This window comes from Acidovorax delafieldii 2AN, from assembly GCF_000175235.1.
GTDB classification, from domain to species: Bacteria; Pseudomonadota; Gammaproteobacteria; order Burkholderiales; family Burkholderiaceae_C; genus Acidovorax; species Acidovorax delafieldii_B.
In genome coordinates this window covers 1-13817 of record NZ_ACQT01000094.1, presented here as the reverse complement: position 1 = coordinate 13817, position 13817 = coordinate 1, and the positions used below count along the sequence as shown (strand labels likewise).

Annotated in this window: 12 protein-coding genes and 3 pseudogenes; 11 read left to right on the top strand and 4 right to left on the bottom strand. The window is 68.3% G+C overall.

Annotated features, from left to right (window positions below):
• The 3 genes and pseudogenes from ACDELDRAFT_RS12750 to ACDELDRAFT_RS12740 all read left to right on the top strand — a co-directional run.
• Window positions 1–607: pseudogene (locus ACDELDRAFT_RS12750) on the top strand (DSD1 family PLP-dependent enzyme); the annotation flags it as partial.
• 87 nt (window positions 608–694) lie between these two features.
• Window positions 695–1900: pseudogene (locus ACDELDRAFT_RS12745) on the top strand (sterol desaturase family protein); the annotation flags it as partial.
• 206 nt (window positions 1901–2106) lie between these two features.
• Complete coding sequence (locus ACDELDRAFT_RS12740; protein WP_100084436.1) at window positions 2107–2760, top strand: lysoplasmalogenase; 654 nt, start codon at window positions 2107–2109, stop codon at window positions 2758–2760.
• Between the two features lie 166 nt (window positions 2761–2926).
• Here the strand turns inward: ACDELDRAFT_RS12740 and cobA are convergent, their stop codons facing one another.
• The gene (gene cobA, locus ACDELDRAFT_RS12735; RefSeq protein WP_005797332.1) at window positions 2927–3838 is read right to left on the bottom strand and encodes a uroporphyrinogen-III C-methyltransferase; all 912 of its coding nucleotides are present in this window, start codon (window positions 3836–3838) and stop codon (window positions 2927–2929) included.
• 121 nt (window positions 3839–3959) lie between these two features.
• Between cobA and ACDELDRAFT_RS12730 the strand changes: the two genes are divergently transcribed.
• From ACDELDRAFT_RS12730 to ACDELDRAFT_RS12695, 8 genes and pseudogenes are all read left to right on the top strand, one after another.
• On the top strand, window positions 3960–4361 hold the full coding sequence (locus tag ACDELDRAFT_RS12730; protein ID WP_005797330.1) for a c-type cytochrome: 402 nt from the start codon (window positions 3960–3962) through the stop codon (window positions 4359–4361).
• Window positions 4358–5570, top strand: a pseudogene (locus ACDELDRAFT_RS12725) (cytochrome D1 domain-containing protein). Before ACDELDRAFT_RS12730 ends, ACDELDRAFT_RS12725 begins: the two are co-directional and overlap by 4 nt.
• Before the next feature lie 6 nt (window positions 5571–5576).
• Window positions 5577–6608 (top strand): siroheme decarboxylase subunit beta, encoded by a 1032-nt coding sequence (gene ahbB, locus ACDELDRAFT_RS12720; RefSeq protein WP_005797325.1) that lies wholly within the window; start codon window positions 5577–5579, stop codon window positions 6606–6608.
• The gene (locus tag ACDELDRAFT_RS12715) at window positions 6592–7062 is read left to right on the top strand and encodes an Lrp/AsnC family transcriptional regulator (protein ID WP_005797323.1); all 471 of its coding nucleotides are present in this window, start codon (window positions 6592–6594) and stop codon (window positions 7060–7062) included. The genes ahbB (ACDELDRAFT_RS12720) and ACDELDRAFT_RS12715 overlap by 17 nt, the downstream gene beginning before the upstream one ends.
• Window positions 7052–7546 carry a siroheme decarboxylase subunit beta gene (gene ahbB, locus ACDELDRAFT_RS12710; protein ID WP_005797321.1) on the top strand — a complete coding sequence of 165 codons (495 nt, stop codon included), beginning with the start codon at window positions 7052–7054 and terminating at the stop codon, window positions 7544–7546. Before ACDELDRAFT_RS12715 ends, ahbB (ACDELDRAFT_RS12710) begins: the two co-directional genes overlap by 11 nt.
• A gap of 4 nt (window positions 7547–7550) precedes the next feature.
• Window positions 7551–8810 carry a heme d1 biosynthesis radical SAM protein NirJ gene (gene nirJ / locus ACDELDRAFT_RS12705; RefSeq protein ID WP_005797319.1) on the top strand — a complete coding sequence of 420 codons (1260 nt, stop codon included), beginning with the start codon at window positions 7551–7553 and terminating at the stop codon, window positions 8808–8810.
• Window positions 8803–10476, top strand: a complete 1674-nt coding sequence (locus tag ACDELDRAFT_RS12700; RefSeq protein WP_005797317.1) for a nitrite reductase — start codon at window positions 8803–8805, stop codon at window positions 10474–10476. The genes nirJ and ACDELDRAFT_RS12700 overlap by 8 nt, the downstream gene beginning before the upstream one ends.
• A gap of 168 nt (window positions 10477–10644) precedes the next feature.
• Window positions 10645–11007: a RidA family protein gene (locus tag ACDELDRAFT_RS12695; RefSeq protein ID WP_005797315.1), complete on the top strand. Its 363-nt coding sequence runs from the start codon at window positions 10645–10647 to the stop codon at window positions 11005–11007.
• Here ACDELDRAFT_RS12695 and ACDELDRAFT_RS12690 read toward each other — a convergent pair.
• The 3 genes from ACDELDRAFT_RS12690 to ACDELDRAFT_RS12680 all read right to left on the bottom strand — a co-directional run.
• The gene (locus ACDELDRAFT_RS12690) at window positions 10982–11734 is read right to left on the bottom strand and encodes an ABC transporter ATP-binding protein (RefSeq protein ID WP_005797313.1); all 753 of its coding nucleotides are present in this window, start codon (window positions 11732–11734) and stop codon (window positions 10982–10984) included. The two genes, ACDELDRAFT_RS12695 and ACDELDRAFT_RS12690, sit on opposite strands and share 26 nt — an antisense overlap.
• A gap of 7 nt (window positions 11735–11741) precedes the next feature.
• Window positions 11742–12968, bottom strand: a complete 1227-nt coding sequence (locus ACDELDRAFT_RS12685; RefSeq protein WP_005797311.1) for an ABC transporter permease — start codon at window positions 12966–12968, stop codon at window positions 11742–11744.
• 10 nt (window positions 12969–12978) lie between these two features.
• Window positions 12979–13817: efflux RND transporter periplasmic adaptor subunit (locus ACDELDRAFT_RS12680; RefSeq protein WP_005797310.1), on the bottom strand; the 839-nt coding region annotated here is incomplete at its 5' end.

The window sequence follows — 13817 nt, the reverse complement described above, 5'->3', positions numbered from 1 at the left end:
CTACCAGGGCCGCGCCCAGCACCTGCGCGCTGCAGACGAGCGGCGCGAGGCCATCACGGCCGCAGTGCGCGCCGCAGACCACACCCGCGCACTGATCGTCGACGCCGGCCTGGCCGTGCCGCTGGTCACCGGCTCGGGAACCGGAACGCTGGTGCATGAAGCCGCCAGTGGCGTGTATGGCGAGCTGCAGGCGGGCTCGTTCCTGTTCATGGATGCCGACTACGCCCGCAACGAGCGCGAGCCTGCGCAGCCACCGTTCGAGCAGGCGCTTTTCGTGAAGACCCAGGTCATCTCGGTGTGCGAAGGCCACGCTGTGTGCGATGCAGGCCACAAGAGCCACGCCATCGACTCGGGACTGCCCACCGTGGCCATGCTGCCGCCCGAGAGGGCCTTGCGCTACGCCAACGGGGGCGACGAGCACGGCATGCTCTACCCCGACGGCCCCAAGGCCCGGCTGCCCGCACTGGGCCGCATGCTGTGGCTGGTGCCAGGCCACTGCGACCCCACCGTCAACCTGCACGATTTTCTGATCGGCGTGCGCGGCGGCCTGGCCATGGGCGTGGTGGAGCGCATCATCAGGGTTAACGCCAGAGGCGCGCTGACCTGATCAGGGCAAGAATGCGGCGGCATGGCGCCGCGCGGCCCCACCGCTACGTCGGGGCAGCACTACCGTGCGCAGCATGAAGGTATCTCCATGAGTCCCGGCCAGATCATCGTCCTTGCCACCCCTGTCTTCCTCGCCCTCATGGCCCTGGAGCTGGCCGTGGGATGGGTGCGCCGGCGCCACACCTACCATTTCGCCGACGCCGTGAGCAGCATCAGCGTGGGGGTTCTCAGCCAGACCAGCGCGGTCTTCACCCGGCTGCTGCGCATCGGTATCTACACCGCATTGTTCGAGCATCTGGCACTGTGGCGCAATGACGGCTTCTGGACCAGCCTGCACGGCGGCCTGCTGGCACTGGTGTTCTACGACTTCTGCTACTACTGGCTGCACCGCCTGGGACATGAGGTGGCCGTTCTGTGGGCCGCGCACGCGGTGCACCACCAAAGCCAGGATTACAACCTCAGCACGGCCCTGCGCCAAACCAGCTCAGGCAGCCTGCTGGGCTGGATCTTCTTCGTCCCCATGGCGCTGGCCGGCGTGCCGCCACTGGTGTTCATCATCGTGGGCCTGGTCGATCTGCTCTACCAGTTCTGGGTGCATACCGAGCACGTGGGCCGCCTTGGCTGGTTTGACCGCTGGTTCTGCAGCCCCAGCAACCACCGCGTGCACCACGCCGTGAACGATCCCTATCTCGACAAGAACTATGGCGGCATCCTGGTGCTATGGGACCGCCTTTTTGGCACGTTCAAGGACGAGAACCCCGGGGAGCCTTGCGTGTACGGCACCCGTGGCCTGCTCAACAGCTGCGACCCGTTGTGGGCCAATGCCCACGTGTACACGGCCCTGGCCCATGACAGCTGGCGCACCCGGCGCTGGAGCGACAAGCTCCGCGTGTGGCTCAAGCCCCCGGGCTGGCGCCCCGCCGACGTGGAGCAGCGCTTTCCCAAGCCGGCCTTCGACATCCGGAAGGTGCGGCGTTACGACCCTGGCGTGGCGCGCGCCACCCGCTGGTTCGCCGGCGTGCAGTTTGCGCTGCTGCTGGCGGGTGTCTCGGTGTTTCTGTGGCACGCCGACGGCGCTCCGCTGGCGCAGAACCTGGCCTGGTTTGCGGTGTTGCTGGCCACGCAATGGGCCATGGGCGCCGTGCTGCAGGGGCGCATCGGCATACCGCTGGCGCTGATGATCGAGGTCGGCGCCCTGGCGACAGCCACCAGTGCAGTGGGTTGGACCGAGGCACACTGGGCCTTCAAGCCGCTCGCCATGCTGATCGCCCTGCTGGTGGTGGCCACCGCGGCACCTGCTCGGCCCTCTTGAATGCGGGGCCCGGCGACCATGCAACGCGGTCCCGCTCTCTCGCTGCAGCCTTGCCACTGCGCTGCAGCCGGCCCCCTCCTGGCAGGCCTGAAAAACCTGTCCGTTGCCGCCCGGCAGTGCTGCACCAAACCCTCACTCGCGTGGAGGTGCACGGCCTGCGCCCGCCGTGCTTGTGGACCGGGGCCGGCATGCGCCGTACGCACGCTGCGCCATTGATTACAAGGCCTCGATCCATGGCATCTTCGCCCACGCCCGCCCCAGGCAAGTCCTTCAAGGCCTCACGGCGGCTCATGACGGCCGCGCTGGCCAGCTCACTGGCAGGCGATGTTTTCCTGATGTTCCCCGGGCAGTTCATTGCCGGGCTGGTGAGCTTTCTGCTGGCACACCTGTGCTACCTGGGCGTGTTCCGGCTGGACGTGCCGTGGTTTCCCCAGCGCGGGGCGCTCGCCGCTACGCTGGCCGTGGGTGCGGGCATGTACGCCTTTCTCTGGGCGAATGGCCTGCCTGCCGCGTTGCGGGGCCCCGTGGCCGCCTATGTGCTGGTCATTGCCTTCATGGCGGCGCAGGCGATGGGCCGCGCGTCGGTCATGGGCGGACGGGGCGCATGGATGGTGGCCGCTGGCGCGGCCTTCTTCATGCTGAGCGATTCGCTGCTGGCCACCAATCGCTTTGCAAGGGACCTGCCCATGGCGTCGTTCTGGGTTCTGTCGACCTACTACGCAGCGCAGGTCCTGATTGTCTGGGGATGGCTGCAGGAACACGCCGCCACCGCTGCGCGACCCGGCGCCGGAAACGGCACCCACCAGGGTGGGCCGGTGGAGGAGCCGGCCGGCCTGTATTGACATTGAAAAAGCACCGCGGGCGACCAACGCACCGAACGCCCGGCAAAGCCGCTGGTCCATCCGGCAAGCGGCAACCACGGGCCTTGCGCACTCCCCACACTTCAGCGCCGCTAAGCCAACGCGGTGAGCGCTACGTTGACGGTGCGCTGCCCAACCGCGCGGGCCGTCAGGCTGCGCAGGCTGCTGGCTGGGCGGAGGCCGCGACACCGGCGGTCTGAGGAGGCAATGCGCCGAACACCCCGTCCGGGGATCCGATGCGCCCCTGCAAGGCGACCGTTTCACCGATCATGATCAGTGCTGGCGGATTCACGCCGTGGGCCACGCTCAACTGTGGCAGCGTCTGCAGCGTGCCCACAATGCTCCGCTGCCCGGGCAGCGTGGCGCGCTCCACCATGGCGGCAGGCGTGCTGGCGGGCAAGCCATGGGCGATGAGCTGAGCGCAGATGATGGGCAACGTGCCCACCCCCATGTAGATCACCACCGTCTGGCGCGGCCGCGCCAGCGCAGCCCAGTCGAGCGCCACGGTGCGCTCGCCCTCTTCACCCTGCAAATGGCCTGTGGCAAACACCAGCATGGCGGCATGGTCGCGGTGGGTGAGTGGAATGCCGGTGGTGGCCGAGGCGCCCTGGGCCGCGCTGATGCCGGGCACGGTATCGCAGGCAATGCCCGCAGCAGCCAACGCCTCGGCTTCTTCGCCCCCACGGCCAAAGATATAGGGATCGCCCCCCTTGAGGCGCACCAGCGACCGGCCGCTCTGCGCCAGGCGCACCATCAGTTCGATGATGCCTTCCTGCGGCAGCGTGTGGTTGCGGCTTTGCTTGCCCACGTAAATGCGTTCGGCACCCGCGGCCACATGCGCAAGCACGTCGCCCGAAACCAGGTTGTCGTACAGCACCAGGTCGGCACTGGCAAGCACGCGGGCCGCCTTGAGGGTGAGCAGCTCAGCGTCGCCGGGGCCGGCACCCACCAGGGTCACGCGGCCCCACTCGGAGGGATCCAGCCGGGCAGAGGAGCCCTCTGGAAGGGCGGCGGCGTTGCTGCCGGGGGGAGGCAGCGAAGAAGGGCAAGCGGTATCCATCGGGGCTCCCAATGAGGCTGGGCACGGTTGTTTTGGCAATGATCCCATTGTCAAAACGCCTGGGCCGGTCGTCCTTGATGCACATCAAGGACGATGGTGGCGAATACAGCGATATTGGGCTATGCACGACAAGAACGCGCCGCAATCGCCGGCCCTTCCGCGAGCCGCCAAGCTTCCCTTGGCCCGGGTGGCCCTGGGGCTGGCCCTCTGGGCGTTGGCCCTGGGCGCACAGGCACAGACAGCCGCTGCCCCCACCACGCAGCGCCAGCAGGAACTGGTGCGCATGGTGCGCCAGGACTGCGGCTCGTGCCACGGCCTTCGGCTGACCGGCGGCCTGGGTCCGGCCTTGACGCGAGAGGCGCTGGCCGACAAGCCGCTGGAGTCCATGGTTGCTACCATCTACCATGGCCGTCCCGGCACGCCCATGGCGCCCTGGAAGGCCATGCTGAGCGAGGCCGATGCTCTGTGGATTGCCCAGCAGCTGTTTGCCGGGTTCCCCGAATCTGTGAAAGACCGTCCATGAATCGCCGCCACTGCCTGAGTCTTCTGGGTGCATCCTCGCTGCTGCTGAGCGGCTGTGCCGGCATTGCCGCATCCACCACCGCACCGGCAGCATCCTCCACCCTGCGTGGAACGGGCGACCTGGGTGTTGTCGTGGCCCGATCCACGGGCACGCTGGCCATCGTCGACACCACCGCCCGCACCCTGCTGGCCGAGGTCAAAGGGCTGGGTGACCTGTCACACGCCTCGGTGGTCTTCTCGCGCGACGGCCGCTACGCGTATGTGTTCGGCCGCGACGGCGCCCTGACCAAGGTGGATCTGCTGACCCAGCGCATCGATGCGCGCGTGATGCAGGCCGGCAATTCCATCGGCGGCGCCATCAGCGCAGATGGCACCATGGTCGTGGCGCAGAACTACACGCCCGGCGGCATCAAGGCCTTCAACGCCGAAACCCTGGAACTGGTGGCTGACATCCCCGCCGAATACGAGCCCGGCAAGCTTTCGCGCGTGGTCGGCCTGGTAGACCTGCCGGGCCGCCGCTTTGCCTACAGCCTGTTCGACGCCAACGCCATCTGGATTTCGGACCTGTCCGATCCGGCGAGCCCCGTCACCACCAAGCTGCCGAACATCGGCCGCCAGCCCTACGACGCGCTGGTCACGCCCAACGGCCGCCACTACATCGCCGGCCTGTTCGGCGAAGACGGCCTCGCCATGGTCGATCTGTGGGAAAACAAGCCCCAGGTGCGGCGCATCCTCGCCGGCTACGGCCGGGGCCAGGAGCCCCCTGCCGGTCTACAAGATGCCGCACCTGCGCGGCTGGGCCGTGGCCGGGCGCCGCGCCTACCTGCCCGCCATCGGCCGCCATGAGGTGCTGGTGGTGGACACCGACACCTGGCAGGAAGTGGGCCGCATCCCCGTGGCGGGTCAGCCCGTGTTCGTCATGGCCCGGCCCGACGGCCGCCAGGTGTGGGTGAACTTCGCAGTGCCCGACTACCACCGCGTGCAGGTCATCGACACCACCACGCAGAAGATCGTGCGCACGCTGGAGCCCGGCAAGGCCGTGCTGCACATGGAATTCACGCCGCGCGGCGAATCGGTCTGGATCAGCTCGCGTGACGACCACCGCGTGAGCGTGATCGATACCCAGAGCTTTGCCACGCAGACCACTTTGTCGATCGATTCACCGAGCGGCATCTTCTTCACCTCGCGCGCCGCGCGCCTTGGCTTCTGAGCGCCCATGGATCCCCACTCCCTGCGGCTGGCCCTGCTCAACCCCTGGCAGCGCGACTTTCCACTGGTGCGCGAGCCCTTCGCACGCATTGCCGCCAGCCTGGGCATCGCTCTCGATGAGGTCCTGGCCGGCTACGCCCGGCTGCAGGATGAAGGCGCGCTGAGCCGCATTGGCGGCGTTTTCGCGGGCAATGCCGGCGGCGCCGCACTGCTGGCCGCCATGGCCGTCCCACCCGAGCGGATCGATACCGTGGCGGCCATCGTCTCGGGCCACCCAGGCGTCAACCACAACTACCAGCGCGAACACCACTACAACCTGTGGTTCGTGATGACCGGACAGGACGACACCGCCGTACGCGCCGCCATGCACTCGCTGGAAGAAGCCACGGGCCTGCCCGCACTGCAACTGCGCATGCAGCGTGCCTACCGTATCGACCTGGGTTTCGACCTGCGCGAGCGCACCGCCCCGGCGCCCATGACCGCGGCGCGCGATGCAGCCCCCGTGGCCGATGCCGACCGCCCACTCGCCGCACTGCTCGAAGACGGTCTTCCATTGGTGCCGCGGCCGTACGACGCCTGGGCCGGCGCCCTGCAACGCACGCCCGAATCGGTGCTGCACACGCTGCAGCAGTGGCTGGATCAAGGCACGGTGCGCCGCATCGGCGCCATCGTCCGCCACCACGAACTGGGCTTCGACGCCAACGCCATGACCGTGTTCCATGTGCCCGAGATGCAGGTCGACGCCTGCGGCGAGGCGCTGGCACGCGTCAGCGGCGTCACGCTGGCCTACCGGCGCGAACGCGCCGAGGGCTGGCCCTACAACCTGTACTGCATGGTGCATGGCCGCGACCGGGCCGCCGTGCTGGACGTGATCGCGCGCGCCATCGCCGACGCCGGCCTCGGGCAGTACCCACACGAGGTGCTGTTTTCGTGTCGCCGCTTCAAGCAGACCGGCCCCCGGCGCTTCCGCGCCCTGCCCACCGCCACGGCCCCGGACGCCGGCGCCACACCGGAGGTGCTCGATGCTGTCGCCGGATGACGCCCGCCTGCTGGAACGCCTGCACGGCGACCTGCCGCTGACCGAGCGCCCCTTCGCCGATGTGGCCGCCGAGTTCGGCTGGACCGAAGACGATGTGATAGCTCGGCTGTCGGCTCTGCTGGAGAGCGGCATGCTCACGCGCTTCGGCCCGCTGTTCCAGATCGAGCGCGCGGGCGGCCTCTTCGTGCTGGCCGCCATGGCCGTGCCCGAGGAGCGCTACGAGGCCGTCACGGCGCAGGTCAACGCCCACCCAGAGATCGCGCACAACTACCGGCGCGCCCATGCGCTCAACATGTGGTTCGTGCTGGGCACCGAAACGCCGGCGCAGTGCGCGGCCGCCATCGCACGCATCGAGGCCGAGACGGGCCTCCCCGTGCTCGCCTTCCCGAAGGAGCGCGAGTTCTTCGTCGAACTCAAGCTCCCCCTGACGAGCGGAGAAGCCCATGGCGCTTGACGATTTCGACCGCGCCCTCATTGCCGCCACCCAGGGCGGCCTGCCGCTGGTGCCGCGCCCCTACGACGCCGTGGGCGAGCGCCTGGGCGTCTCCGGCCAGCAGGTGCGCGAGCGCCTGGCGCAGATGCTGGAAACCGGCCTCATCCGCCGCATCGGAGCCGTGCCCAACCACTACCGCCTGGGCTTCACCGCCAACGGCATGAGCGTGTGGGACGTGGACGACGCGCTGGTGGACCTGCTGGGCGAGCGCATCGGCCAGTTGCCCGGCGTGAGCCACTGCTACCGCCGCCCGCGCCACCTGCCAAACTGGCCCTACAACCTGTTCGCCATGCTGCACGGCCGCACACGCGCCGAGGTCGAACAGCAGGCCGTGCAAGTGGCCGAACTGCTGGGCCCGGCTTGCCGAAGCCACGACATTCTTTATTCCACCGCGATCCTGAAGAAAACCGGGTTGCGGCTGAAACACCCTTCCAAGGAGGACTGAGGCCATGTTTCGCATTAGCCAATACATGCGCGAACTCGCGCACGCCGAAAAAACCGGCCACTATCCCGAGGCAGTGCATGCCCGCCGCGGCAGTGGGGGCGCACCGGGCCCCGTGGTCATCTGGAACCTGATCCGCCGCTGCAACCTGACCTGCAAGCACTGCTACGCACTGTCGGCCGACCACGACTACGAGGGCGAACTGTCCACGCAGGAAGTGTTCGGCGTGATGGACGATCTCAAAGCGTACCGCGTGCCCGTGCTGATCCTCTCGGGCGGCGAGCCACTGATGCGGCCCGACCTGTTCGACATTGCCGCGCGCGCCAAGGACATGCGCTTCTACACGGGCCTGTCGACCAACGGAACACTGATCGACGAGCCCATGGCAGACCGCGTGGCGGCGGCGGGCTTCGATTACGTGGGCATTAGCCTGGACGGCCTGCGCGAAACGCACGACCACTTCCGGCGCCTCGACGGCGCGTTCGACCGCAGTCTGGCCGCCGTGCGCCATCTGCACCAGCGCGGCGTGAAGGTGGGCCTGCGCTTCACCATGACCGCCATGAACGCGCACGACTTCCCCGCGCTGCTGGATTTGATGCGCGCAGAAAACGTCGACAAGTTCTACTTCTCGCACCTCAACTACGCCGGACGCGGCAACATCCACCGCGGCAAGGACGCGCAGTTCCAGGCCACGCGCGATGCGCTCGACCTGCTGTTCGAGCGCGCCTGGCAGTCCGCGCAGGAAGGCCGTGACGAAGATTACGTGACGGGCAACAACGATGCCGACGGCCCCTACCTGTTGCAGTGGGTGCGCGAACGCATGCCGCAATGGGAAGCACCACTGCGCGAGCGCCTGGTGGCATGGGGCGGCAACTCGAGCGGCGTGAACGTGGCCAACATCGACAACCTCGGCCATGTGCACCCCGACACCATGTGGTGGCACCACGACCTGGGCGACGTGCGCCAGCGCCCGTTCTCGGCCATCTGGTCCGATACCTCCGAGCCGCTGATGGCCGGCCTCAAGGCCGCGCCACGCCCCGTGGGCGGGCGCTGTGCCAGCTGCAGCTATTTTGAGATCTGCGGCGGCAACACGCGCGTGCGCGCCCAACAGCTCACGGGCGACGCCTGGGCCGAAGACCCGGGCTGTTACCTGCGTGACGACGAGATCGGACTGGCCTCGGGCAGCGATGCGCTGCGCGTGGCGGTCACCCCATTCAGCAAGAGCCGCCGCATCATCGACATTCACCCGGAGAGCGAGCATGCGTGACACCTTGCACCGCTGGGCGACCGGCATCGCGCACCTGGCGTTGAGCGCCGGCCTGGTCTGGATGGGTCATGGCCTGGCCCACGCCCAGGCCAGCAACGCCACTGCTCCGGCCAGCCCGGCAGCCGCCACGCCCCCCTCCGCTGCTGCGGCCCCAGGCACCGCCTCGGCTGCCGCGCTGTACCGCGAACACTGTGCCAGTTGCCATGGCGCGCAGCGTACCGGCGGCATGGGCCCGGCGCTGCTGCCCGAGAGCCTGGAGCGCCTGCGCCGCGCCGACGCACTCAAGGTGATCCAGCATGGCCGCACGGCCACGCAGATGGCCGGCTTCTCCAGCACGCTGGCACCTGCCGACATCACCGCGCTGGCCGAATGGATCTACCAGCCCGTGACACCCGCACCAGCTTGGAGCGACGCGGATGTGCGCGCGTCCCGCGTCGAGACCTTGGGTGCCAAGGACCTGCCGGCCCGCCCGGCCTGGAAGGCTGATCCCATGAACCTGTTCGTGGTGGTCGAGGGCGGCGATCACCATGTCTCGCTGGTCGATGGCGACCGTTTCGAAGTCATCCATCGCTTTGCCAGCCGCTACGCACTGCACGGCGGCCCCAAATTCACGCCCGGCGGGCGCTTTGTGTTCTTTGGCTCGCGCGATGGCTGGATCACCAAATACGACCTCTGGAACCTCACCGTAGTGGCCGAAGTGCGCGCCGGCCTGAACATGCGCAACGTGGCCGTGAGCGGCGATGGCCGCTGGGTCATGGCCGCCAACTACCTGCCGCGCACCGTGGTGCTGTTCGATGCCGACCTGAACCTCGTCAAGCGCTATGACGCCACCACGCTTGACGGCAAGGAGGCCTCGCGCGTGTCGGCGGTGTACGACGCGGCCCCGCGCAAGAGTTTTGTGGTGGCGCTCAAGGACATTCCGGAGGTTTGGGAGATCTCGTACGACCCCAAGGCCCCGCCCATCTACGACGGCCTGGTGCACGACTACAAGATGGGCGAGGCCATCGCCAAGCCAGGCTATCAAGGCGTACGCCGCACCCCGCTCGATGAACCGCTGGACGATTTCTTCTTCGACCAGGACTACCGCCATGTGCTGGGCTCGACCCGGCCCAAGACGGGTGCAGGCGACGGTGCTCCCACTGCCCAGGTGGTCAACCTGGACGCGCGCCGCAAGATTGCCGAGCTGCCCATTGCAGGCATGCCGCACCTGGGATCGGGCATTACCTTTGCCTGGAACGGCACCACGGTGCTGGCCAGCCCCAACCTCAAGGGCGGCGCCATCGACGTGATCGACATGCGCACGTGGCGCACCGTCAAGACCATTCCCACCCCGGGTCCCGGCTTTTTCCTGCGCAGCCACGAGGCGACCCGCTATGCCTGGGCCGATTCGATGATGAGCCCCACGGCCAAGGACACGCTCACGCTGATCGACAAGGCCACGCTCACGCCCGCGGCCACACTGCGCGAGCCCGGCCGCACGCTGGCACACACCGAATTCACCAAGGACGGGCGCTACGCTTTGGTGAGCGTCTGGGAAATGGACGGCGCCATCATCGTGTTCGACGCGCAGACACTCAAAGAGGTCAAGCGCCTGCCCATGAGCAAGCCCGTGGGCAAATACAACGTCTGGAACAAGATCAACCGCTCGGAGGGCACTTCACATTAAGGCGCCCTGTGCGGCTGCGCCGCTTCCCCCCTCTCTTGCAGCGCTGTGCGCTGCAAGAGAGGGGGAGCCATCAGTGCAGCGGGCCAGCCCTTGCACGACGGCTGATGGCCTCGGCTGCGCCTAGATCATGCGCACGGTGTCCCCTGCCCATCACAATGGAACACTGAAATGCACTCTACGACCACCATCACCCGCCTTCACCCGCAAGCCCAATGGTCGGACGCCGTGGTGCACCAGCACACGGTCTACCTGGTGGAAGTGCCCGAGAGTGGCACCGACATCACCGGCCAGGCACAAGCGCTATTCACGCAGGCCGAGCGCACCATGGCGCTGTGCGGCACCGATAAGCGCCACATCCTGATGGCCACGATCTACCTCAAGCACATGGCCGACCGCGCCGCTTTCAACGCTCTGTGGCAAGCCTGGCTGCCCGAGGGCTGCGCCCCCGCCCGTGCCTGCGTGAGCGCAGAGCTGGCCAGTCCGGACTATCTGCTGGAGATTGCGTTCACGGTGGCGGTGCATCGGGCATAGACTGCGCTCCCGCCTGCACCACCGCTTCGTCCCGCGCAATACGGCCGTCGACCAGTTCCACCAGCCGGTCGCAGCGCGCCGCGAGGCGCGGATCGTGGGTGACGACGACGAAGGCCGTCCCCCGCTCGGCGTGGATACGGCGCAGCAGCGCGAAAACCTCTGCCGACGAGGCGGTGTCGAGGTTGCCCGTGGGCTCATCGGCCAGCACCAGCGGAGGATCCATGACCAGTGCACGCGCAATGGCGACGCGTTGCTGCATGCCACCCGACAGCTCACCGGGGCGCTTGTCCATGGCGCGGGCCAGGCCCACCGCCGCGAGCAGGTCCCGTGCGCGTTCGCGCTGGGCGGCGCGGATGCGGCCCTCGGCCATGAGGGCCGGCAGCGTCACGTTCTCCAGCGCCGAAAACGCCGGCAGCAAGTGATGGAACTGGAAGACGAAGCCCAAGGTGCGGCGCCGGCGCAGCGTCAGTGCCGCGTCACCCAGCCCCTGCACCGCTTCTCCGTCAAGCCGGTAGCTGCCGGAAGTCATGGCCTCGAGCAGGCCCAGTATGTTGAGCAGGGTGCTCTTGCCCGACCCGGACGGCCCCACCAGCGCGATGAACTCGCCCCGTCCAATGCGCAAATCGATGCCATGCAACACCTCGGCCTCGCTCGGCCGGCCCAGGTTGTAGCTTTTGCGCACGCCATCGAGCGCAACCAGGGCCGGAGCGGGAGAAGGAACGTTCACCCCGGCCTCACATGCGGATGGCTTGCGCCGGATCGAGCGCTGCCGCGCGCCGTGCGGGCGCCACGGCGGCCAGCACGCCACAAACCGAAGCAATCACTGCCACCTGCAGCGCGGTGGCGGGCGCCAGGGCAATCGAAAACAGCGGCAGTCCGTCCGAACCACGCACGAAGTGCGTGAACACCCAGATCAGCGCCACGGCCAGCAGAAGGCCCAGCGCCGACCCCACAGCACCCACTACGGCCCCCTGCACCAGAAACACCCGCAGCACCTGGCCACGGGTGGCGCCCATGGCGCGCAGAATGCCGATCTCGCGGCCTTTTTGCACCACCGACACCACCAGAACGCTCGCGATGCCCAACACCACCACCGCCAGCACCACGCCGCGGATGATGCCTGTGCTGATCGACTGCGCATTCAAAGCGGACACCAATTGGGCATTGGTCTCCTGCCAGCTTTCTATCTTGTAGGGAAACTGCCCCCGCAGTTGCTGCACCAAAGCCTGGGCGACCCACACGTCCTTCAGGGTCAGGTCGAGATTGGTAGCCCCCCCCGGCAGCCCGAGCAAGCTTTGCGCAGCCCGCAGCGGAACAATCACGGTACGCCGGTTCAAGTCTTTCACACCCAAGTCCACCAGGGCCGTGACGCGTACTGAATCGCCCACCGTTCCCGTCTGCACGGTAAGGCGGTCACCCACACGCACGCCAAGGTCGGACGCCAACTCGCGCCCCACAATGGCCTCGCCGGGCGACAACCGGGCGCTGCCACTGACCACTTTCGAGCGCAGCCCCACCATGCGGTCGTACCGGTCGAGTTCCACACCCATCAGGGCGATGGCCTGCGATGCCTCGCCGCGCAGCGCCAACCCGCTGCCAGAGACCATGGGCGAGACCCCCGCCACAGCGGGATGGCCCTCGAGCAGCGGCATCAATGCCTGCCAGTTGGCGACCGAGCGCAAGCGCTGCGCGCGCGGCTGCGTCTCGGTGAGCACGGCGACACCCGGCTGGGGCGCCGCCGCCGGCACCACCAAGTCGTCGGGCGCCCGTAGCGTGATGTGCGCTTGGGCGCCCAGTGTCTTGGCGAGTGTGTTCGACTGCAGGCCGCTGATCAGGGCAGAGATGTAGGCGATGACCGCCACGCCGGCCGCCACGCCCACGATGATCAGCACGGTCTGCATGCGCCCTTCCCGCAAAAACCGCAGCGCCACGCGCAACTCGAAGCCGGGCCAGGTCAGCATGTGCGGCCCGCTAGCGCCCCATGGCATTGGTGAGGGCGGATCCAGCGTCCGCCCCCTGGCGCCCCGCGACGGCAGAGCCCCCATTGACGGCCCTGGTCCCGGACGCACCCGCCATCCACGCCACCGGTCGGGCACGCGCACGTTCGCCCACCCGGGGAGTACCGCCCCACAGCACCGCGTCGCCTTCAGACAGGCCGTCGAGTACCTGCACCGCATCCAGAGTGCGCAGGCCCAGGCGGGGGTGGCGCTCTTGCACCCGCCCGTCCTGCAACACCAGCACCGTGGCGGTATCGCTGGCCGTTGCGCCCCGCAGGGCTGCCAGCGGCAGCACAAGGGCCTTTTCGCGCCGCGCGGTTTCCACTTCGACCGACAGCGTCATATCTTCGCGCAAATAGGGGGGAGCCTGCTGCTCGAGGGCAAATTTCACCTCGACGGCGCCACGTTGGGCGTCCACCGCTGGCGCAATCGAAAGCACGCGGGCGGCAAAGCGCTCACCGGCAAAGGCGTCGGCCACCACCGACGCCTTCTGGCCTGGCTGCAGCTGGTCGAGAAAACGCTCGTCCACCTGGGCGACGAGCTGCGTGGGCCCGGCCAATGCCAGGCTGAAAAGCGCCTTGCCGGGTTGCACGATCTGCCCCGGCTCGACCTGGCGCACCAGCACGCGGGCATCTGCGGGCGCCAGCACACGGGTCTGGGCCAACCGGGCCTGCGCAGCCAGCGTGGCCGCCTGCGCCAGAGCAAGTTGCGCCCGAGCCTGGACCATGTCGGTGCCGGCATCGGCATTGGCCTCGATCTGCGCCCGCGCCCCTGCCTGCTGGGCCTGGGCCACATCGACGGAGCGGCGGGCTT